Source organism: Polaromonas jejuensis NBRC 106434 (assembly GCF_001598235.1).
Classification (GTDB): Bacteria; Pseudomonadota; Gammaproteobacteria; order Burkholderiales; family Burkholderiaceae_C; genus Polaromonas; species Polaromonas jejuensis.
On sequence record NZ_BCYO01000003.1, the window covers coordinates 316958 to 337957 of the forward strand.

At 60.7% G+C, this 21000-nt stretch carries 18 protein-coding genes, 1 tRNA gene and 1 pseudogene; 14 read left to right on the forward strand and 6 right to left on the reverse strand.

Annotated elements, in window-relative coordinates; genetic code table 11:
• Complete coding sequence (locus PJE01S_RS06020; RefSeq protein WP_068832245.1) at positions 1–942, forward strand: ABC transporter permease; 942 nt, start codon at positions 1–3, stop codon at positions 940–942.
• A gap of 1 nt (position 943) precedes the next feature.
• Positions 944–1822, forward strand: a complete 879-nt coding sequence (locus PJE01S_RS06025; RefSeq protein ID WP_068832246.1) for an ABC transporter permease — start codon at positions 944–946, stop codon at positions 1820–1822.
• Here the strand turns inward: PJE01S_RS06025 and PJE01S_RS06030 are convergent.
• Positions 1767–2714 carry a DMT family transporter gene (locus PJE01S_RS06030; RefSeq protein ID WP_068832247.1) on the reverse strand — a complete coding sequence of 316 codons (948 nt, stop codon included), beginning with the start codon at positions 2712–2714 and terminating at the stop codon, positions 1767–1769. The two genes, PJE01S_RS06025 and PJE01S_RS06030, sit on opposite strands and share 56 nt — an antisense overlap.
• A 117-nt stretch (positions 2715–2831) precedes the next feature.
• On the opposite strand from PJE01S_RS06030, the gene PJE01S_RS06035 reads away from it, so the two are divergent.
• The 12 genes and pseudogenes from PJE01S_RS06035 to PJE01S_RS06090 all read left to right on the forward strand — a co-directional run.
• Complete coding sequence (locus tag PJE01S_RS06035) at positions 2832–3305, forward strand: gamma-glutamylcyclotransferase family protein (RefSeq protein ID WP_068832248.1); 474 nt, start codon at positions 2832–2834, stop codon at positions 3303–3305.
• Positions 3306–3646: 341 nt separating this feature from the next.
• Entirely contained in the window at positions 3647–4966 is a 1320-nt protein-coding gene (aceA, locus tag PJE01S_RS06040) for an isocitrate lyase (protein ID WP_068832249.1), read from the forward strand.
• Positions 4967–5367: 401 nt separating this feature from the next.
• Positions 5368–7275: a threonine--tRNA ligase gene (gene thrS / locus PJE01S_RS06045; RefSeq protein ID WP_068832250.1), complete on the forward strand. Its 1908-nt coding sequence runs from the start codon at positions 5368–5370 to the stop codon at positions 7273–7275.
• A 107-nt stretch (positions 7276–7382) separates the two neighbouring features.
• Positions 7383–7991 (forward strand): translation initiation factor IF-3, encoded by a 609-nt coding sequence (gene infC / locus PJE01S_RS06050; RefSeq protein ID WP_084389382.1) that lies wholly within the window; start codon positions 7383–7385, stop codon positions 7989–7991.
• Positions 7992–8263: 272 nt separating this feature from the next.
• Positions 8264–8467: a 50S ribosomal protein L35 gene (gene rpmI, locus PJE01S_RS06055; protein ID WP_068832252.1), complete on the forward strand. Its 204-nt coding sequence runs from the start codon at positions 8264–8266 to the stop codon at positions 8465–8467.
• A gap of 25 nt (positions 8468–8492) precedes the next feature.
• Complete coding sequence (gene rplT, locus PJE01S_RS06060) at positions 8493–8852, forward strand: 50S ribosomal protein L20 (protein WP_068832253.1); 360 nt, start codon at positions 8493–8495, stop codon at positions 8850–8852.
• 157 nt (positions 8853–9009) lie between these two features.
• A complete protein-coding gene (gene pheS, locus PJE01S_RS06065) occupies positions 9010–10074 on the forward strand; it encodes a phenylalanine--tRNA ligase subunit alpha (RefSeq protein ID WP_068832254.1) in 1065 nt (354 codons plus the stop codon).
• Between the two features lie 33 nt (positions 10075–10107).
• On the forward strand, positions 10108–12534 hold the full coding sequence (gene pheT, locus PJE01S_RS06070) for a phenylalanine--tRNA ligase subunit beta (protein WP_068832255.1): 2427 nt from the start codon (positions 10108–10110) through the stop codon (positions 12532–12534).
• The gene (locus tag PJE01S_RS06075; protein WP_084389383.1) at positions 12534–12911 is read left to right on the forward strand and encodes an integration host factor subunit alpha; all 378 of its coding nucleotides are present in this window, start codon (positions 12534–12536) and stop codon (positions 12909–12911) included. Before pheT ends, PJE01S_RS06075 begins: the two co-directional genes overlap by 1 nt.
• Before the next feature lie 178 nt (positions 12912–13089).
• A complete protein-coding gene (locus PJE01S_RS06080) occupies positions 13090–13569 on the forward strand; it encodes a MerR family transcriptional regulator (protein ID WP_068832257.1) in 480 nt (159 codons plus the stop codon).
• 34 nt (positions 13570–13603) lie between these two features.
• Positions 13604–13680, forward strand: a tRNA-Pro gene (locus PJE01S_RS06085).
• Between the two features lie 546 nt (positions 13681–14226).
• Positions 14227–14943: pseudogene (locus PJE01S_RS06090) on the forward strand (YqaJ viral recombinase family nuclease); the annotation flags it as partial.
• A gap of 160 nt (positions 14944–15103) precedes the next feature.
• On the opposite strand, the gene dctA reads toward PJE01S_RS06090, so the two are convergent.
• The 5 genes from dctA to PJE01S_RS06115 form a co-directional block, all read right to left on the reverse strand.
• Entirely contained in the window at positions 15104–16462 is a 1359-nt protein-coding gene (gene dctA, locus PJE01S_RS06095) for a C4-dicarboxylate transporter DctA (protein ID WP_084389385.1), read from the reverse strand.
• A 79-nt stretch (positions 16463–16541) separates the two neighbouring features.
• Positions 16542–17888, reverse strand: a complete 1347-nt coding sequence (locus tag PJE01S_RS06100) for a class-II fumarase/aspartase family protein (RefSeq protein WP_068832258.1) — start codon at positions 17886–17888, stop codon at positions 16542–16544.
• A gap of 58 nt (positions 17889–17946) precedes the next feature.
• The gene (locus tag PJE01S_RS06105) at positions 17947–18783 is read right to left on the reverse strand and encodes an HpcH/HpaI aldolase/citrate lyase family protein (RefSeq protein ID WP_068832259.1); all 837 of its coding nucleotides are present in this window, start codon (positions 18781–18783) and stop codon (positions 17947–17949) included.
• A gap of 2 nt (positions 18784–18785) precedes the next feature.
• Positions 18786–19967 (reverse strand): CaiB/BaiF CoA transferase family protein, encoded by a 1182-nt coding sequence (locus PJE01S_RS06110; protein ID WP_068832260.1) that lies wholly within the window; start codon positions 19965–19967, stop codon positions 18786–18788.
• Between the two features lie 167 nt (positions 19968–20134).
• A complete protein-coding gene (locus tag PJE01S_RS06115; protein WP_068832261.1) occupies positions 20135–20983 on the reverse strand; it encodes an HTD2 family dehydratase in 849 nt (282 codons plus the stop codon).
• Positions 20984–21000 lie beyond the last annotated feature (17 nt).

The window sequence follows — 21000 nt, forward strand, 5'->3', positions numbered from 1 at the left end:
GTGAAGACCTTCTCCTGGTTCCCGTGGCCGCCGGGCCGGCGCTTCGTGATCGGCGTGCCTTACCTGTGGCTGATCGTTTTTTTCGTCCTGCCTTTTCTGATCCTGCTGCGCATCAGCGTCACAGACATGGGCGGTGGCGTGGATCCGTTTGCGCCGCTGATTGACTCCGCGTCGGGGGCCTGGCACCTGATCCTGAAATACGACAACTACGGATCGATTTTCAGGAGTGCGGAAGAGGGCGTCGCGGCGCTGTGGGGCAATACCATTTACATGGAGGCCTATGAGACGTCCCTGAAGTACGCGTTTCTGACCACGCTGCTGTGTCTGGCGATTGGCTACCCGTTTGCCTATTTCATTGCGCGTGCCAAACCTTCCATTCGTCCGGCGCTGCTGATGCTGGTGATGCTGCCGTTCTGGACTTCGTTTTTGCTGCGCGTGTACGCCTGGAAGGGGATTCTGGCCGACCAGGGCGTGCTCAACAACCTGCTGATGGCCCTGGGCATCATCCACGAGCCTCTGACCATGCTTTACACGCAGGTGTCCATGCTGGTCGGCATGACCTATGTGTATTGCCCCTTCATGATCCTGCCGCTGTATGCCAACCTGGTGAAGATGGATTTCCGCCTGCTGGAGGCCGCGCATGACCTCGGGGCCAGCCCCTGGAAGGCGTTCTGGCTGATCACGGTGCCGCTGAGCAAGTCCGGCATCATCGCCGGCGCCATGCTGGTGTTCATCCCCTGCGTGGGTGAGTTTGTCATTCCCTCGCTGCTGGGCGGCGCGGAAAACATCATGATTGGCCGGGTGGTCTGGGACGAAATGTTCAGCAGCAACAACTGGCCGCGTGCGGCGGCGCTGTCGGTGGTGATGATTCTGCTGATCCTGGTGCCGCTGGCCTTTTACTACCGATCCCGCAGCGATCGCGGCATGTACCAGGAGTCCTGAGGTGAAAAATCTGCTGCGCTTTGCCGAAAGGAATGTGGGCCGCCTCTGGCTGGGGCTGGTTTATCTGTTTCTCTATATCCCGCTGTTCTTCCTCATCGTTTTTTCCTTCAACAGCACCCGGCAGGACGGCGTGTTCACCGGCTTTTCGCTGCGCTGGTACCAGGCCCTGTTGAGCGACTCCCGGTTGGTGGACGGTTTTTTTCTGTCGCTGCGGGTGGCCTTGATCACCGGCACGCTGTCGGTGGTCCTGGGCTGCTTCGCCGCCTTTGTGCTGGTGCGCTACCGGCGCTTTAGCGGACGGACGCTGTTTTACGGCCTCGTGAACGCGCCGCTGGTGATGCCCGAGGTGATTATTGGGCTCTCCCTGCTGCTGCTGATGGTGGCCGTGCAGCGCGCCGTGGGCTGGCCCGACCGTGGCTTCATCACCATCGTGATGGGCCACACGCTGCTGGGCATGGCCTATGCCACGGTGGTGATCCAGTCGCGCCTGAGCGAGATGGATCGCGCCATCGAAGAGGCCGCCATGGACCTGGGCTGCCGACCCATGCAGGTGTTCTTTCTGGTGACCCTGCCCAATATCACGCCGTCCCTGGTGTCGGCCTGGTTGCTGGCCTTTACCCTGTCGTTCGATGACGTGGTGATCTCGGAGTTTCTGTCCGGGCCGGGCGTGACCACCTTGCCGCAGGTGATCTTCAGCTATGCCCGCCGCGGCGTGAACCCGTCCATCTATGCCGCAGCGACGATTCTGATCACGGTGGTGTCGCTGGGCATCATCAGCTACAGCATTTACATGCTGCGCCGGCAGAAACGGCTGGTCCGTGAGATCAGTGCGGCAATACAGCCGGAACCGACGCTTTCCGGCCCCGCTGGGGCAGGGTAGCCAGCACCACGCCGACGAGTGCAATGGCAAAGGCGCCTATCTGCGTGCCGTTCAGGGTTTCGCCCAGCACCAGCACGCCCACCGCTGCGGCGCTCACGGGCAGCATCACGGTGAACACCCCGGCCTGGTTGGCCGGGATGGTTTTCAGGCCGGTCATCCACAGCCAGACGGTCCACACGCTGGCGGCCAGCGCATAAAACAGCAGTAGCAGCCAGGCCGAGGGTGCCACGCGGGCAAAGTCAAAGCCCCAGGCCATCCACAGGCCCAGCGGCGTGACCAGGGCAAAGCCCCAGAGATTGATGAGCGCGGTGATGCGCTTGGGGCTGAGCGCGCCCGTGAGTTTTTTCCCGATCACGGCATAAGCCGCTTCGCACAGCACGGCACCCACCAGCAGCAGATTGCCCAGCCACGCGGTTTTTGATGCCAAATCGGCCCCCGGCCCAGTAGCTGCCGGCGCAGGCAGCTCATTTTTTGATAGCGAAACCAGGCCGATGCCGATGACCGCGCAGGCGACCGCCGCCCAGACCCGCAGGCCTATGCGTTCGCGCAGAAACAGCCAGCTCATCAGCGCCACCGCCGCTGGAATGGCGGCCATGATGACGCCGGCAGCCACCGCGCTGGTCATGCTCACGCCAAACAGCATGCAGATCGAAAACAGGAAATTGCCCAGAAACGATTCCAGGAACAGCAGTTTTCGGGTCTGCCCGCTGAGGGGCATTTCCATGGACGGTTTTTTTAGCCAGTGCAGCATGGCCAGCCCACCCAGGCCAAAGCGCAGCCAGGCGAGCAGAAAAACGGGCAGGGCGGCGACCAGGGGTTTGGACAGCGCCACATAGCTGCCGACCAGAGACATGCTGAGCGCGAGGCAGGCGTAGGCCATGAAGCGGTTCATTAAACTGGGGACTCCTGTTGCACCGGCCTTGCGGCCGGTCGGTTGACATGGCCGGCTTGACAGCCTGGCGCAGGCTGAAATCATGCCCTAATTTCAATCCTGGATGGAGCCCTGACATTGAAACCAGAAACCACGCCGCCGCTTCGCCATGTCTTCGTCTACGGCACCCTGCGCAGAGGGGAGGAGCGGGACATCAACCGCCTGCTGCCTGCGCCGCGCTGGGTCGGGCGTGCCAGCGTGGCCGGCGTCATGCATGACCTGGGCGCCTACCCTGGCCTGGTGCTGGGCGGGCCAGGGCGGGTGCTTGGTGAGGTGTATGAAATCAGCGCTGAACTCGAACAGCGTCTTGACGAGATCGAGGAAGTGTGGCCCCAGCCGAGCGGCGAATATGCCAAGCGCGAGGCGGCTGTGCAGCTTGATCGCAGCGCGTTTGTGCGCAGCGCTCAGCCGGGCCGGCCAGGCAGCGAAGCGGCCGGGGCGCCCGAGGTGCTGGTCTGCCTTCTTTATGAGCTTGCGCCCGCGCGGACTGTGGGCAAACCGGTCATTGCCAGCGGCGACTGGGTGCGGTACCGGGCTGGCCGCGCGGGTTGAACCTGCGCGAGCACACCCTGGCCTGGTGAGCTACGGGTCTATTCTGAAACCAACGCCCTGTTGAAGCCTGTGAGCTTCCATGGCCCGCCATGCGCATTCTTTTAAATTTCACAATCCAATAAATATATTTTTCAATATGAAATATTGAATTGCTGCAGTGCGCAAAAATTTCTCAATACGAGAGACTTAATTTTGCATCGCGATAAATATATGAAAGATCGTTGATTTTGTTCAAGTTAATTTTTATCTTATATAAGACATAAGAGCTTAACAAGGTCTTGTAGAAGACTTAAAGTTAGCCCATCAACTTCACCTTTTCTTTTCAACCTACGGAGTGCACCATGCCACAAACCCTCGCCGAACAATTGAGCCGCGACCAGCAAATCTCTGCCCTTGAGAAGGACTGGGCCACCAACCCACGCTGGAAAGGCATCAAGCGCGGTTACAGCGCCGCCGACGTGGTGCGTCTGCGCGGTTCCTTCCCTATCGAGTACACGCTGGCGCGCCGCGGTGCGGAAAAGCTCTGGGGTCTGGTCAACAACGAGCCCTACGTCAACTGCCTGGGTGCACTGACAGGCGGCCAGGCCATGCAGCAGGTCAAGGCCGGCGTCAAGGCGATCTACCTGTCGGGCTGGCAAGTCGCCGCCGACAACAACAGCTACGCCTCCATGTACCCGGACCAGTCGCTGTACCCGGTGGATTCGGTGCCTACCGTGGTGGAGCGCATCAACAACACCTTCCGCCGTGCCGACGAAATCCAGCACTCCAAGGGCATTGACGCCGGCGACAAGGGCTATATCGACAACTTCGCGCCCATCGTGGCCGATGCGGAAGCCGGTTTCGGCGGCGTGCTGAATGCGTTCGAACTGATGAAGGCCATGATCAAGGCCGGCGCTGCCGGCGTGCACTGGGAAGACCAGCTGGCTTCCGTCAAGAAATGCGGCCACATGGGCGGCAAGGTGCTGGTGCCGACCGCCGAAGCCTGCCAGAAGCTGATCGCTGCGCGCATGGCGGCCGACGTCTGCGGCGTGCCCACCCTGGTGATTGCCCGCACCGACGCCGAGGCGGCCGATTTGCTGACCAGCGACTACGACGCCAACGACAAGCCCTTCATCACGGGCGAGCGGACGTCCGAAGGTTTCTACAAAACCAAAAAAGGTCTGGACCAAGCCATCTCGCGCGCCATCGCCTATGCCCACTATGCCGATCTGGTGTGGTGCGAAACCGGCACGCCCGACCTGGCCTTCGCCAGGAAATTTGCCGACGCCGTGCACAAGGTGCATCCCGGCAAGATGCTGGCCTACAACTGCTCGCCATCCTTCAACTGGAAGAAAAACCTGGACGACGCGACCATCGCCAAGTTCCAGCGCGAACTCGGCGCCATGGGCTACAAGTACCAGTTCATCACGCTGGCCGGCATCCACTCCATGTGGTACAACATGTTCGACTTGGCCCAGGACTACGTCAAGCGCGGCATGTCGGCCTATGTCGAGAAGGTGCAGGAGCCCGAATTCGCGGCACGCGACCGCGGCTACACCTTTGTGTCGCACCAGCAGGAAGTCGGCACCGGCTACTTCGACGAGGTCACCACCGTGATCCAGGGCGGCAAGTCCAGCGTGACCGCGCTGACCGGCTCGACCGAAGAAGAGCAGTTCCACTGATCTGAACCTGCAGGTTTGATACCCAGACGCTGGCGTCCGAAAGGGCTCGGCTTTCAGCCCGGACAGGCTTTTGCAGGCCTGTTCGGGCTTTTTTGCGCGCGCGCTTTTCCTGCCGGATCAGCCGGCATGCGGCCTATCAATCCGCCGCGCCACGGCCCGCCCGACCTGCCGTAAAATAGCCGGATGCAATCAATCAAACTGGAAACAGGAAGGATCGTTCGGGTTATGACACCGCGAACTACGACCTCGTCCTCTTTTTGGAGTCACACTGGGCGCTAGTCCGCATGCCCTGGTGATTGATAGCTACAAATCTCATAGCTTGAATCCATAGATCCTCTCATCAAAGCGCGGCAGGTTCCGCGCTTTTTTGTTGTAAAGCCTGTTCAATAAAAGTCGTTCCCATGATTCAAATCACGCTCCCCGATGCCTCCCGGCGCGAATTCCCTCAAGCCGTCACGGTGGCCGATGTCGCCGCGTCGATCGGCGCCGGCCTGGCCAAGGCGGCCCTGGGCGGCAAGGTCGACGGCAAGGTGGTCGATACCAGCTTTCTGATCGAGAAGGACAGCGCGGTCTCCATCATCACCGCCAAAGATGCCGATGGTCTGGAGTTGATTCGCCACTCGACGGCCCACTTGCTGGCCTATGCGGTCAAGGAGCTGTTTCCCGAGGCGCAGGTGACCATAGGCCCGGTGATTGAAAACGGCTTTTACTACGACTTTTCCTACAAGCGCCCGTTCACGCCTGAAGACCTGGCGGCGATTGAGAAGCGCATGGCCGAGCTGGCCGCCAAGGACGAGCCGGTCACGCGCCGTGTCTTGCCGCGCGATGAGGCGGTGGCGTATTTCAAAAGCATTGGCGAGCATTACAAGGCCGAAATCATTGCCGGCATCCCGGCGGATCAGGATGTGTCGCTGTACCGCGAAGGCGCCTTCGAAGACCTGTGCCGTGGCCCTCACGTGCCCAGCACCGGCAAGCTGAAGTTCTTCAAGCTCATGAAGGTGGCCGGCGCCTACTGGCGCGGCGATCACCGCAATGAGATGCTGCAGCGCGTCTATGGCACGGCCTGGGCCAGCAAGGATGAGCTGCAGCAGTACCTGACCATGCTCGAAGAGGCCGAAAAGCGCGATCACCGCAAGCTGGGCCGCGAGCTGGACCTGTTCCACATCGACGACCACGCGCCCGGTCTCGTGTTCTGGCATCCCAAGGGCTGGACGGTCTGGCAGGGCGTGGAGCAGTACATGCGCCAGGTGTACCAGGACAACGGCTACCAGGAGGTCAAGGGCCCGCAGATCATCGACAAGACGCTGTGGGAAAAAACCGGGCACTGGGACAAGTACCGCGAGAACATGTTCACGACCGAAAGCGAGAAGCGCGAGTATGCGCTCAAGCCGATGAACTGCCCGGGCCACATCCTGATCTTCAAGCAGGGCATCAAGAGCTACCGCGACCTGCCGCTGCGCTACGGCGAATTCGGCCAGTGCCACCGCAACGAGCCTTCGGGCGGCCTGCACGGCATCATGCGGGTGCGCGGCTTCACGCAGGACGACGGCCACATCTTCTGCACCGAGGACCAGATCCTGCAAGAGTGCAGCGACTACACGACGCTGCTGCAGAAGGTCTACAAGGACTTTGGCTTCAACAACATCATCTACAAGGTGGCGACGCGTCCGGACAAGCGCATCGGCTCCGACGAGGTCTGGGACAAGGCCGAGCATGCATTGGTGGAGAGTCTGCGCGCCTCAGGTTGCGAATTCGAGATCTCGCCGGGTGAGGGCGCGTTTTATGGCCCCAAGATCGAGTACACGCTCAAGGATGCGATTGGCCGACAGTGGCAGTGCGGCACCATGCAGGTCGACTTTTCCATGCCGGAACGCCTGGATGCCGAATATGTGGGCGAAGACGGCGCGCGCCACCGCCCTGTGATGCTGCACCGGGCCATCGTCGGTAGTCTGGAGCGATTTATCGGCATATTGATCGAGGAACATGCCGGCGCGCTGCCCACCTGGCTGGCGCCGGTGCAGGTTTCGGTGCTCAATATCACCGATTCCCAGGCGGATTACGCCCGGGAAGTTGCCAAAACGCTGCAAAATCAAGGGCTTAGGGTCAACCTGGATCTGCGTAACGAGAAAATTACGTATAAAATACGGGAGCACTCCATGCAAAAGCTGCCTTACATCCTTGTCGTAGGCGACAAAGAGAAGGCCGCCGGAGCCGTTGCAGTGCGCGCCCGGGGTAACAAAGACCTTGGAGTGATGTCCCTGGAGGCGTTTGCCCAGCAGATTGCCTCCGACATTGCACAAAAAGCCTGAACCGCTGACAAATTTAAGGCAAGTTTGTTGGTGTTAAAGCTTCTCGTCCTAGTGGGACGGGCGCAAGCCGCTATAGCTTTTATAGCAAGCATTAAAGGACAAAAACCATCGCTACTGAATTTCGTGACCGCCGTCACCGCGAAGAACGCAAGCACCGCTTGAACCGTGAAATCATGGCCCCTGAAGTACGTCTGTCAGGGCCTGACAACGAGCCCCTGGGCATTGTCAGCTTGATGGAGGCCTTGCGCCTTGCGGGTGAAGCCGACGTAGATCTGGTTGAGATTTCTCCCACGGCGGTTCCGCCGGTGTGCAGGCTCATGGACTACGGCAAGTTCAAATACGCCGAGCAGAAGAAGGCGGCGGAAGCGAAGTCCAAGCAAAAGGTCATCGAGGTCAAGGAAATCAAGTTCCGGCCTGGTACTGACGATGGCGACTACAACATCAAATTGCGCAATATCAAGCGCTTTTTGGAAGATGGCGACAAGTGCAAGATTACCCTGCGCTTTCGCGGCCGTGAAATCACGCACCAGGAATTGGGCTTGGCCCTGCTGGCGCGGATTCGGGATGAGCTGGCTGATCTGATCATCGTGGAGCAGTTTCCCAAGCTCGAAGGCCGGCAAATGGTCATGATGATCGCGCCGGGCAAGAAGAAGGTGGCAGCCAAGCCTGCGGCATCCGCTGCAGATGCGGCGCCCGCTGCGCCGACAAACGCCTGAAGGCGCTTGTCGCAAAAAGACAATGTTTGCCTGCAGGCGTGATCGCCGGCAGGTTTTCAGGGGAATGCCTTCAGCATTCCCTGTGAAGGCGGATTTGTTCCGCTTTCCGAAGGTGGCGATGTCAAAGTCGCTGCCGCGGGCGGGAGATCGAAAGATGATCCGCCTGAATAAGTGGCAGGTGTAAAAACTCGCCACTAACAAGTGGCTCGGGGCCATCAAGTCTGCGGAAGGTTCGCAGCGCCTCACGAGCACAAATGAAAAGGAGCATTGATATGCCCAAAATGAAGACCAAGAGCAGCGCGAAAAAACGTTTCCGCGTTCGTCCGGGTGGCACCGTCAAGCGCGGTCAAGCCTTCAAGCGTCACATTCTGACCAAGAAGACCACCAAAAATAAACGCCAACTGCGTGGATCAACAGCTGTTCATGAGACCAATATGGGTCACATGGCACAGATGCTGCCAGGCCGTGGTATTTAATTAACGACGAACAAGGAGTACTCACATGCCTCGCGTCAAACGTGGTGTAACGGCTCGCGCCCGCCACAAAAAAGTTCTCGCCCTTGCAAAAGGTTTCCGCGGCCGCCGCGGTAACGTCTTCCGTATCGCCAAAGAAGCGGTAATGAAGGCTGGGCAGTATGCCTACCGTGACCGTCGTAACAAGAAACGTGTGTTCCGCCAGTTGTGGATCGCCCGTATCAATGCTGCCAGCCGTTCATTTGGCATGACCTACAGCCAGTTTGCCAATGGCCTGAAGAAAGCCGGCATCGAGATTGACCGCAAGGTTCTGTCCGATATGGCCATCCATGACAGCGCTGCTTTCGGCGCTATCGTTGAACAGGTGAAAGCCAAGCTGGCTGCCTGATTTTCGGGGCAAGGGTTGCTATTAAAATAATAGCTTCTCGCGCAAGAAAATAAAGGGCTGGAGCTTGAAAAGGCTCTGGCCCTTTTCCATGGTGCTGTGTCCGGGCTGGGTAGCCCAAGGCACCGTCGCTGTTTCCGTATTCCGCACAAGAGAATTTATGAACGAACTCGACGCCCTCAACGAACTGGTAAACGCTGCCAAGGCCAGTTTTGGGCAGGCGCAGACCCCCGCCGACCTGGAAAACGCCAAGGCGCAGTATCTCGGAAAATCAGGGCGCGTCACCGAGTTGATGAAGGGCATGGCGGCGCTCAGCGTGGAAGAGAAAAAATCCCGTGGTGCCGCCATCAACCTGGCCAAGCAGGCCATCGAGGCCGCGCTGAACGAGCGCCGCCAGGCCCTGGCCGATGCCGAGCTTGAAAAGCAGCTCAAAGCCGAAGCGCTTGACGTGAGCCTGCCGGGCCGCAAGCGCGCGCAAGGCTGCCTGCACCCCGTCTCGCTGACGCTGGAACGCATCGAAGCCATTTTCGGCTCCATGGGGTTTGATGTGGCGCAGGGGCCGGAAATTGAAACCGACTGGTTCAATTTCACCGCGCTCAATACGCCGGAGGACCATCCCGCGCGCTCCATGCACGACACGTTTTATGTCGAGGGCGGCACCGAAGTGGCGCCGAATTTGCTGCGCACCCACACCAGCCCGATGCAGATCCGCTACGCGGTGCAGCATGTCAAAAAGCACCGCGCATTGATAGATGCCGGTGGCCGCATGCCCGAGATCCGTGTCATTGCACCGGGCCGCACCTACCGCGTCGACAGCGATGCCACCCATTCGCCCATGTTCCACCAGTGCGAAGGCCTGTGGATTGGCGAGAACGTGAGCTTCAAGGATCTGAAGTATGTGTTCACCGATTTTTGCCGCACCTTCTTTGAAAGCGACGATCTGGTGCTGCGCTTTCGACCCAGCTTCTTCCCGTTCACCGAGCCCAGTGCCGAGATCGACATCCAGTTCCAGACCGGGCCCTTGGCGGGGCGTTGGCTTGAAGTGGCGGGCTCCGGTCAGGTGCACCCGAACGTGGTGCGCAACATGGGGCTGGACCCCGAGAAATACATTGGTTTTGCCTTCGGCATGGGGCCGGACCGCCTGACCATGCTGCGTTACGGCGTGAATGACCTGCGGCTGTTCTTCGATGGCGACATCCGCTTTCTGTCCCAGTTCCAGTCATAACAAGAACAACAAGCCATAGCACAAGGTCACACCATGCAATTTCCTGAATCCTGGTTGCGCGAATTCTGCAACCCTTCGCTCAGCACCGAGCAGCTCGCTGAAACCCTGACCATGGCCGGACTTGAGGTGGAAGAACTCAAGTCTGTCGCACCGCCCTTTAGCGGTATCGTGGTCGGCGAAATCAAGGAAGCCGTGCAACACCCGAATGCCGATCGCCTGCGCGTGTGCCAGGTTGATGTGGGCCAGGGCAGTCTGCTCAACATCGTTTGCGGCGCACCCAATGCCCGTGTCGGCATCAAGATCCCCTGCGCGATGGTGGGCGCCGAATTGCCCCCCGGCGAAGATGGCAAACCTTTCCTGATCAAGGTCGGCCAGTTGCGCGGCGTTGAAAGCCAGGGCATGTTGTGCTCGGCCCGTGAACTCAAATTGTCCGAAGAGCACGGCGGCTTGCTGGAGCTGCCGGCAGACGCACCGTTGGGTCAGAACATTCGCGAGTATCTGCAGCTCGACGACACGCTGTTCACCCTCAAGCTCACGCCCAATCTGGCGCATGCCTTAAGCGTTTACGGCGTGGCCCGGGAAGTCGCCGCCTTGACGGGGGCGCCCTTGAAAGCTCCGTCTTTCCCGGCCGTGGCCTTGGGCCACCAGGACAAATTGGCCGTCAAAGTCAGCGCGCCGGATTTGTGCGGCCGTTTCTCGGGCCGCATTGTGCGCAACGTCAACACCCAGGCCGCCACGCCGCAATGGATGGTGGACCGCCTGGCGCGCTGCGGCCAGCGCAGTGTCACGGCGCTGGTGGACATTTCCAACTATGTGATGTTCGAGCTGGGCCGCCCCTCGCACATCTTTGACCTCGACAAGATTCATGGTGGACTCGAGGTTCGCTGGGGCAAGCCCGGCGAGACGCTGAAGCTCTTGAATGGCAACACCGTGACCGTCGATGAAAAAGTCGGCGTGATTGCCGACGCTGTGCAGGTTGAGTCGCTGGCAGGCATCATGGGGGGCGATGCCACCTCGGTGTCTGATGACACGAAACATGTTTATGTCGAAGCGGCGTTCTGGTGGCCCAAGGCCATTGCCGGTCGTTCACGTCGCTACAACTTTGCGACCGATGCCGGTCACCGCTTCGAGCGAGGCGTTGATCCCGGTCAAACCGTGGAGCACATCGAGCGCATCACGCAATTGATCATTGACATCTGCGGCACGCCAGAAACGCTGTGCGGCCCGATTGACGATACACAGATCAACCTGCCCAAGCCCGCCCCGGTGACCTTGCGTGTGGCGCGCGCCGTCAAAGTGATCGGCATGCCGCTCACGCAGGCGCAGTGCCTGGAGGCCCTTCAGCGTTTGAAGCTGCAAGTCAGCGAAGGCGAGGGCACGCTCACGGTGACGCCGCCCAGCTACCGCTTTGATTTGCAGATCGAAGAAGACCTCATTGAAGAGGTGGTGCGCATGGTGGGCTACAGGCAGTTGCCCGACACACCGCCACTGGCACCCATCACGGCCAAGGTTCGCACCGAGGCCGAGCGCGGTCCGTTTGCGGTGCGCCGTGCGCTAGCCGGTTTGGGTTACCAGGAAACCATCAACTTCAGCTTTGTCGAAGAGCGCTGGGAGCATGAGCTGGCCGGCAACCCCAATCCGATCAAGCTCTTGAACCCCATTGCCAGCCAGATGAGCGTGATGCGCTCATCGCTGATAGGTTCGTTGTTGCAGGTGCTCAAGTTCAACCTGGACCGCAAGGCGCCGCGCGTGAATGTTTTCGAGTTGGGTCGTGTGTTCCTGCGCGACGCACAAAGCCAGAACACCGACACCACGGTGGCCGGCTTCAAGCAGCCCATGCGCGTGGCCGGCCTGGCCTATGGCCCGCGGGCGGCGCTGCATTGGGGCCAGCCCGACAAGGCAGTGGATTTCTTCGATGTCAAGGGCGATGTTGAGGCCTTGCTGGCTCCCCTGAAAGCGGTCTTTGCGCCGGCAGCCCATCCTGCCATGCACCCCGGCCGTTGCGCCAGTGTGTCGGTGGCGGGCCAGCAGATTGGCTACGTCGGCGAACTGCACCCGCAATGGCGGCAAGGCTACGACCTGGCCCAGGCACCCATCCTGTTTGAACTGGAGCTTGACGCCGTGCTGCAGCGCCAGGTGCCGGTCTTCAGGGCAGTCAGCAAGCTACAGCCCGTGGAGCGTGACATTGCCGTGATCGTGCCGGAAAGTGTGACGCACGCCGCACTGATGGCCGCGATTTACGGGGCGAACACGCAAGGCCTGCTCAAGGGCGCGACGCTGTTCGACGTCTATCGTCCGCAGCAAGGCAGTGCCAGCATGCAACTGGGCGAGAAAAGCCTCGCCGTGCGCCTGGTGATTTCCAGTGATGCCGCCACGCTGAACGATGAAGCCATTGAGGCGGCCGTCCAGGCGGTGCTTGCCCATCTGCAGAACCAGTTGCAGGCGCGCCTGCGTGCCTGATGCTTCAAAAATCCCTACAAAAACAACAGCCGCCCGGAGGTGCACCGCCCATGGAATTTTCCGTTGAAAGCCTGGAAACCCCGGCGCTGACCAAAGCGCATTTGGCCGAATTGCTGTTTGAGCAGATCGGGCTTAACAAACGCGAGTCGAAAGACATGATTGACGCGTTTTTTGACCTGATTTCCGACAGCCTGGTGGATGGAAAGGATGTGAAGATTTCAGGCTTTGGCAATTTCCAGATCCGTACCAAGGCGCCCCGCCCAGGCCGCAACCCGCGCACGGGGGAGGCCATTCCCATTCAGGCGCGCCGGGTCGTGACGTTCCACGCCAGCCACAAGCTCAAGGACCAGATACAAGGCGATACCTCCGCTGAGTGAAAAAGTAGGAGGAAGGGCGCTTCTGCGTGCGAACCAAGCGAGCACCGCTGTGGCTGCGGGTAACTCAATGTTTTATTCGTTACAAAACAACACATTCGAAAAAGGCGTTGCTACCCCTTTGCGCTAAATTTCTACTTAGAGTAGATTTGAAGGTTCCCTTCTTAGCGCATTGATTTAATTGGAGAAAACTCTTCCTTCCATCCCGGCAAAGCGCTACTTCACCATCGGTGAGGTCAGCGATTTGTGCGGCGTCAAACCTCACGTGCTCCGTTATTGGGAGCAGGAGTTCACGCAGCTGCGTCCCATGAAAAGGCGCGGTAACCGCCGTTATTACCAGCACCAGGAAGTGCTGATGATTCGCCGGATCCGTGATCTGTTGTACGACCAGGGCTTCACCATCAGCGGCGCGCGCAACAAGCTGCATGAGATCGTCCAGATAGAACGCGACAAGCGGCGCAACGGTGAAGTCATGCTGGAAGGCCTGGATGTGCTGGAGGCCAGCAATTCGGTCCTTGAAGATTTTGAGGACTCCGTGGATTTTGTGGACAGCGAGCCCGAAGACTCCGATTTGCCAACAGGAATTGCTGCACAACAGCGCCTGCAACTGGTGCGCCGCGAACTGTTCGAAATTCGCGATCTGCTCAGCCCCAATTTCTGAGAACAGCTCCGCGCCGGGTTATAATTTAAAGCTTCGGTGTGTGGCGCAGCCTGGTAGCGCACTTGCATGGGGTGCAAGGGGTCGAAGGTTCGAATCCTTTCACACCGACCAATAGAATCAAGGGGTTACAGATTTCGATCTGTAACCCCTTTTGTTTTTTCATCATCCGTGTCCGGCAGGTGTCCGGATTATCGGCAACTCGCTCGACAGAAATGGGCACAAAGTTTCTGTTGAATTTTCATCATCGAACGTTTGCAAGCAGTCTGAAGGCGGTAAGCAATAGATCAATGTCCGCTAGCTTCTGACTGGGCGAGGTTCAGGTCAGTCTTTACTTGCCTGATTGAGGCTTTGCCGGCGGTGGCGCAGGGGCCGGTGCGGTGATGTGTGGGGGAACACCAGTAGTTGGCTTGCCACGCTGCGCTGGCGGTGCAGCTTCGCACCCGGCAAACTCGCTGACGGCCCGATCAGTGGGCGCAATTCGGTGACCGAGTGGCCAAAGTCGCTAAAGCCGTGAAGGAAGTCTCCGTAGGTGTCGGTGTTCTTGAGCGCGTCAGTTAGCGTTCCGAGCGTCAGCGAGATGCTGATTGGCCGGGAGCCCGATAGGCAGGGAGGACAGAAACGCCACGATCCGGGCCCGCTCTTCAGGGCTCGGCCGGTGGTATCGGCAGTTCCGATGCCGGTGCGGCGGTCGGTCTGAATCCGTACAAATCCCAGCTGGAGCTCTGGATGGAAAAGACCGGCAAAGACGCCGGGCTCCCCAAAACCGACCCGAACGACGAGACCAGCCCGATGTACTGGGGCACCTTGTTGGAGCCCATTGTGGCGGCGCATTACACCAAGCGGACGGGAAACAAGGTCAGGCGAGTCAACGCCGTACTACAGCATCCCAGCGAGCCCTGGATGCGTGCCAACCTGGACCGGGAGATAGTCGGCGCACCCGATGTCCAGATTCTGGAGTGCAAGACGGCAGGGATGAATGGCGCCCGGCTCTGGAAAGAGGGCGTGCCGGAATACATCCAGCTGCAGGTCATGCACCAGCTGGCCGTCACCGGCAAGCAGGCGGCGGACGTGGCGGTGCTCATTTGCGGCCAGGAGCTGCAGGTGCATCGGATTGAACGGGACGAGCCCATGATCGCCCAATTGATCGAGCTGGAACGGTATTTCTGGCGCTTCGTCGAACTGGACCTGGCACCACCGGCCGATGGCTCGGATTCCGCGGAGGTGGCCTTGCGGGCGCTCTATCCCAGCGACAACGGGCAGAGCCTGGATCTGGTCCACGACTTGGAGATGTCGACAGCGTTCTCGGACCTACTGGCTGTCCGGCAGTTGCTGACAACGCAAACCCAGCTGGAAGCCCAGCTCAAGCAGCGTATCGCAGTTCTGTTCGTGCCCGGCGCGACTCAGAAAAGCGTTAACACTCGCAGCAACCGGGGGAGGTCTTCGGACAGATCTGCCCAGGAACACTGAAGCGGCAAACCGCTCAATGTCGAAAGTTGCCGGGGCGGCAATTACCCGGTCGATGCCGGGTGCCAGGTCATTTCGTTGCGCGCGACGATTGCGGCGAGAAGCAGTGTTCCGTCCGGCGCGGGCCCGGCGTTGGCAGCCGCTCGTTTTCCGGCGGCTCTTCGCTTTCCACATAGCCTTGAGTCAGCTCCCGTTGCAGCATCTCGCGGTCGCATGCTTTCTCCCAGATGGAGACGACAATGCATGCAACCGCATTGCTGACGGTGCTGGTGAGCGCCCGCGCCTCGGACATGAAGCGGTCGATGCCGACGATCAGCGCCACGCCCGCCACTGGCAGGTCGGGCATGACCGTCAGAGTGGCCACTAACGCGACAAAGCCGCTGCCCGTGACGCCGGCCGCCCCCTTGGACGTCAGCAGCATCAGACCCAGCATGGCGGCGATTTGACCCCAGGACAGATGGATATCGCAGGCCTGCGCAATGAACATCGAGGCCAGTGTCAGATAGATCGCCGTGCCGTCGAGGTTGAACGAGTAGCCGGTTGGAAGCACCAGTCCGACCACGCCCTTCCTGCAGCCCAGGCGCTCCAGCTTGATCAGCAGGCGCGGCAGCACGGGCTCGCTGGACGAGGTTCCCAGCACCACCAGCAGTTCTTCACGGATGTAGCGCATAAGCTGCCATAGCTTGAAACCATGCAGGCGCGCCAGCACGCCGAGCACCACCGCGACAAAGAAGATGCAGGCGATGTAGAAGGTGCTGATCAGCAAGCCCAGCGAGCCGATTGACTTGATGCCATAGCGCCCGACCGTGAAGGCCATAGCGCCAAATGCTCCCAGCGGCGCCAGCCGCATGATGAAGCCGAAGGCGGCGAACAGCATGTGCGCAAAGCTGTCGATACCTGCGAGCATGGTTTGCCCCGCGCGGCCGATGCGCGTCAGCCCGAAGCCGCATAGCACCGCGAGCAACAGGACCGGCAACACCTCGCCCTCCGAAAAGGCACCAAAAAACGACGCGGGAATGATGTGCAGCACGAATTCGACAAAACCACGCGGTGGCACCTGGCCAGCAAATTTCGCGGCGACAGTCCCGTCGAGCAGCTTGGGATCGATGTGCATGCCTGCGCCCGGTTGCATCAGGAATACCGACGCCAGGCCGGTGAGCAGCGCGAGGATCGTCAGCGCGTAGAACAGGCCCATGGCTTTCAGCAGTGTCTTGCCAATCTCCCGGTATTCACCCAGCGAGGTAATGCCGCTGACGATGGTGCAAAAGACAATGGGCGCGATCATCATCTTGACGAGCTTGACGAAACCGTCACCCAGCGGTTTGAGCGCAGCGCCAAACTCCGGCCAGTAGTGACCGACGGCAATGCCGAGCACGAGCCCGATCAGAACCTGTATATAAAGCAGCTTGGATAGCCTGGCGGGTTTCATGGTTCGTCTCCGGTGATGGGCATTGATGGCCCGCCAGTCTTTGCTGGTTTTGGCTTTGGGATGTACAGGCCGAGGGTGTTCAGCGCAGCGAAGCGAGCACCCTGTCTACCATCACGCCGGCTTGTCCCAGGTTGTTCATGGGGTCGCAAAAAACGGCGAGTTGTTCACGCGTGACGTGTTGTTTGATCTCGGGGTGCTCTGCCAGCAGGTCAATCAGCGGGCGTTTTTGCTGCAGCGCCGCGCGGCAGATGTCATAGACCAGATCGTGCGCATACTCGCGGCCGATATAGGGGCCCAGGCCCATCATCACGGCCTCCGACATCACCAGACCGTGTGTCATGTCGATGTTGCGGCGCATCTGCGCGGCATCGACTTCCAGCCCGGCCAGGATGAAGCGGGTTTGCTTGAGTGCGCCGGACATCAGGCAAAAGATTTCCGGCATGGCCACCCATTCGATTTCCCAGGGGCCGGTGGAGCGCTCGTGGTCTGCCACCATGGCGTCCATCAGCGAGGCCGCCAGTTGGCGAACGACCGAGATATTAGCGTGGATGTACAGGCAGGAAATCGGGTTGCGCTTTTGCGGCATGGTCGATGACGAACCGCGCCCCGGCGCAAAAGGCTCAAACACCTCGCCCACTTCAGTCTGCATCAGCAGCTTCACGTCCATCGCAATCTTGCCCAGCGAGCCGCCGACCAGCCCCAAGAAGGCGCCGACTTCCGCGAAGTTGTCACGCACTGTGTGCCAGGAAATCAGCGGCTGGCCCAGGCCCAGCTCCTTCATCAGGCCCGCCTGGGTTTCCATGGCACCGGTTTCCAGCGACGACAAGGTACCCGACGCACCGCCGAATTCGCCCACCAGCACGCGGGGCTTGAGCTGCGCCAGCCGCTCACGGTGGCGCTCGATGCCGGCCAGGATGCTGGCCATCTTGTAGCCGAAAGTAATCGGCGTGGCCTGCTGCAGATTGCTGCGGCCGATGATGGGCGTGTTGCGGTGCTCACGTGCCAGTCTGGCGAGGGAGGCGGAGATGTCCTGGAGGTCGTCCTCGACCAGCGCCAGGGCATCGCGAATCTGCAGCACGGCGGCCGTGTCGGTGATGTCCTGCGTGGTGGCGCCCCAGTGGCAGTATTCGCCCAGCTTGTCCCGGCAGCGCGCGTTGATCTGGTTGACCACTGCGATGATGGGGTAGCCGATCTGCTCGGTTTTGGTCTTGAGCTTGACCCAGTCGATTTGATCGAGATTGCAGTTCTTGACAATCTCCACGGCCGCCTCTTTGGGGATGATGCCTAGCTCGCCCTGCACCTTGGCGAGAGCCCGTTCAATGTCCAGGTATTTGGCAGTGCGGTTTTCGTCGGACCAGACTTGGCGCATTTTGGCGTCGCTGAACATGTCGCCGAATATTTTTGAGTCAATGATGGTTGCTGACATGAGGTTCTCCGTGGGGTTGTTTTTCAGGGCTGGGTTGAAGGGATAGTGGGTTAGTGGGTTAGTGGTCGACGGGGTCTGCGGCGCCGGCAAGGGCGGCCATGCGCCCGGCTTTCAGGACAACCGGCGGATCCACCATCTTGCCGTCCACCTGGATGGCGCCGCCGGCTGACGCGTTCCAGGCCTGCAGCACGCGCCGGGCCCAGGCCAGCTCTTCGGCACTGGGCGCAAGGGCATGGCGAACCGCGGCGATTTGGGAGGGGTGAATGCACATCTTGGCGCCGAAGCCCAGACTGCGGGCGTGCTGCATGTCGGCTTCGACGCGCACGGCATCGAGGTCTGGCGTCACGCCTGCCACGGGTGAGGCCAGGCCTGCAGCGCGCGAGGCAAGGGCGATTTGCGTCGCTGCAAAATCCAGGGCCAGGCTGTCCGCGGGGATGTCCAGATCGGCCATGTAGTCGAGCGAGCCAAAGGCCAGTCTGCTCACGCGGGGAGCAACTGCTATCTCCGTCAGGGCCAGCATGCCGCGGGCGGTTTCTATCAGTGGCAGTACGGTGGCAGTCTGCGGCAGGACAGCCAGCAAGGCAGCGACCTGGCTTGCCGCTTCGCATTTCGGCAGCATCACGCACAGGGCCTGCGCCTGGGCTGCCAGCTGCAGGTCCTCCGCGTGCCAGACCGTGGCTGCGTCGTTGATGCGAATCAGCACTTTTCGGCTTTGTTCGCCCGCGTTGCGCATCCAGTCGGCAATGGCAGCGCGTGCATTCGCCTTGTCCGCGGGCGCAACCGCGTCTTCCAGGTCGATGATGATGCGATCAGCCCCGGAGGCCAGCGCCTTGGCAAAACGCCCAGGGCGGTTCCCGGGCACGAACAGGTAGGTCAGCGGGAGAGAGCCGGACATGCTCACACCACGCCTTCGGTGCGCAGCGCAGCGATGCGTTCTGCGCTGTAGCCGTAGTGGCCCAGAATGGTGTCGGTGTGCTGGCCCAGGGCGGGCACGGCATCCATGCGCGGCGCGGCGCACTGCCACGAGCCCGGTGGCAGCAGGGCGGGAATCGGCCCGGCTGGCGTGTCAACCTCGCGCCAGCGACCACGGGCCTTGAGTTGCGGATGCGCCCACACTTCGCTCATGGTGTTGACCTGCGCGTTGGCAATGCCGGCGCGCTCCAGCCGCTCGACGACCTGTTCTGCGGTCAACGCGGAAAAGGCCTCCTCAATCAACGCCGTCAGGGCCGCCCGCGCCGCACTGCGTTTGGCATTGCTGGAAAAGCGCTCGTCGCTGGCCAGCGCAGGTTGCAGCAAAAGCTTTTCGCAAAAAATTTTCCACTCACGTTCGTTCTGCAGGCCCAGCATCACGGTTTTCCCATCGCCCGCCGGGAAGGGACCGTAGGGATAAATGGTGGCGTGGCTGGCGCCGGTGCGGGGTGGCGGCGCGGCGTCCTCAAAGGCGTAGTACAGCGGGTAGCTCATCCACTCCGACAGCGATTCGAGCATGGACACGTCAATGCGCTGGCCTTCGCCGGTCTGCTGGCGGTGCATCAGGGCGGCCAGGATGTTGGTGTAGGCATACATGCCTGCGGCGATGTCGGCCATCGACGGGCCGGCTTTGCAGGGTGTGTCGGGTGTGCCGGTGACGGACACAAACCCCGCTTCGCTTTGAATCAGCAGGTCATAGGCTTTTTTGTCCCGGTAAGGGCCATCGCTGCCGTAACCGGAGATGTCGCAGACGATGATGCCGGGTTTGCGTTTGGACAGCGTTTCGTAGGACAAGCCCAGCCGGGCCGCTGCGCCCGGGGCGAGGTTTTGCACCACCACATCGGCTTCTTCCAGAATCAGCCGCATCAGTATTTTCTGCGCTTCTTCGTGCTTCACGTCCAGCGTGAGGCTTTCCTTGGAGCGGTTGGTCCAGACGAAATGCGAGGCCAGGCCGCGCACGCGCCCGTCATACGCGCGCGCAAAGTCGCCCACGCCCGGGCGTTCAATCTTGATGACGCGTGCCCCCATGTCGGCCAGTTGGCGGGTGGCAAAAGGCGCTGCAATGGCGTGCTCCAGGGTGACGACGGTAATGCCTTTGAGGGGTTGCATAGGGATACTTGTGTAAATTCATTTTTCGGGCGAATTGCGTTGTTGCGCGGCGCTCGCAATCCTCATGTACCCAGGTACATTCCGGTTGCTCCGCTCCAGGCGCCTGGCACTTCATCCCGAAAATCTGAATTTCCAGAAGTGCTCACGCGATATTTGATTTCTACTGTTCAGGTCAAAGTGGCGGTCGCATCCATGGTCAGCCACCCTTCATGGTCGCGGCCCCACAGGCGAATGGTTTTGCCATCGGCCGAGGGCTGGCCGTGGACGGAAAACGGGTGGATGTCAAATGTCGGCCGTATGGCCTTGAATTCAAAGCGCACTACCTGAGCTTCGGGTTGCTGGCGGCGCAGCAGGTCCATCAGCAGCGTGGCAATCAGCGGGCCATGCACGATGAGGCCCGGGTAGCCTTCGACCTGCGTCACATACTGGCGGTCGTAGTGGATGCGGTGGCCGTTGAACGTCAGTGCCGAGTAGCGAAACAGCAGCACGTCGTCGGGCACGATGCGCCGCTCCCACGCCCATTCCGCCGGGGCGGCCTGCGGCGGCGGTGCGGCATCCCCCGGTGTGGGCGCGCCGCGGTAGACGATGTTGTGGTGCTCCGTCAGTGCAACGGCCTCGGCGCCGTTGCGGCGAATGTCATGGCGCACCTTCACAAAAATCAGTCTGCCGGTGCGGCCCGACTTTTCCTTCACGTCGGCAATGGTGGACGTGCGCAGCAGGCTGTCGCCGATCCGCAGCGGCTCATGAAACGCAAAATCGCTCCCCGCCCACATACGGCGCGGCAAGGGCACGGGCGGCAAGAATCCGCCGCGTTTGGCGTGACCGTCCGGGCCCAGGTCAGACTGCGCGTGGAGGGGTACAAAGTACAGCCAGTGCCACAGGCTGGGCAGCGGCGCGCCGGGTGCCGGGCGCTGAATGTCGGGCTGGTTCAGTGTGGCGGCCAGCGCCGCATACGGCGTGGCGGTAGCGATGTCTTGCACCGTCTCGCTGCGGCCTATCCAGTCTTGCAAGTTCATGGCAATGTCCTCCGGTC

Coding starts and splice junctions, on each gene's coding strand:
- PJE01S_RS06030 (WP_068832247.1), bottom strand. CDS start 2,714: ATGAACCGCTTCATGGCCTACGCCTGCCTCGCGCTCAGCATGTCTCTG.
- aceA (WP_068832249.1), top strand. CDS start 3,647: ATGCCACAAACCCTCGCCGAACAATTGAGCCGCGACCAGCAAATCTCT.
- thrS (WP_068832250.1), top strand. CDS start 5,368: ATGATTCAAATCACGCTCCCCGATGCCTCCCGGCGCGAATTCCCTCAA.
- rpmI (WP_068832252.1), top strand. CDS start 8,264: ATGCCCAAAATGAAGACCAAGAGCAGCGCGAAAAAACGTTTCCGCGTT.
- rplT (WP_068832253.1), top strand. CDS start 8,493: ATGCCTCGCGTCAAACGTGGTGTAACGGCTCGCGCCCGCCACAAAAAA.
- pheS (WP_068832254.1), top strand. CDS start 9,010: ATGAACGAACTCGACGCCCTCAACGAACTGGTAAACGCTGCCAAGGCC.
- pheT (WP_068832255.1), top strand. CDS start 10,108: ATGCAATTTCCTGAATCCTGGTTGCGCGAATTCTGCAACCCTTCGCTC.
- PJE01S_RS06075 (WP_084389383.1), top strand. CDS start 12,534: ATGCTTCAAAAATCCCTACAAAAACAACAGCCGCCCGGAGGTGCACCG.
- dctA (WP_084389385.1), bottom strand. CDS start 16,462: ATGAAACCCGCCAGGCTATCCAAGCTGCTTTATATACAGGTTCTGATC.
- PJE01S_RS06100 (WP_068832258.1), bottom strand. CDS start 17,888: ATGTCAGCAACCATCATTGACTCAAAAATATTCGGCGACATGTTCAGC.
- PJE01S_RS06105 (WP_068832259.1), bottom strand. CDS start 18,783: ATGTCCGGCTCTCTCCCGCTGACCTACCTGTTCGTGCCCGGGAACCGC.
- PJE01S_RS06110 (WP_068832260.1), bottom strand. CDS start 19,967: ATGCAACCCCTCAAAGGCATTACCGTCGTCACCCTGGAGCACGCCATT.
- PJE01S_RS06115 (WP_068832261.1), bottom strand. CDS start 20,983: ATGAACTTGCAAGACTGGATAGGCCGCAGCGAGACGGTGCAAGACATC.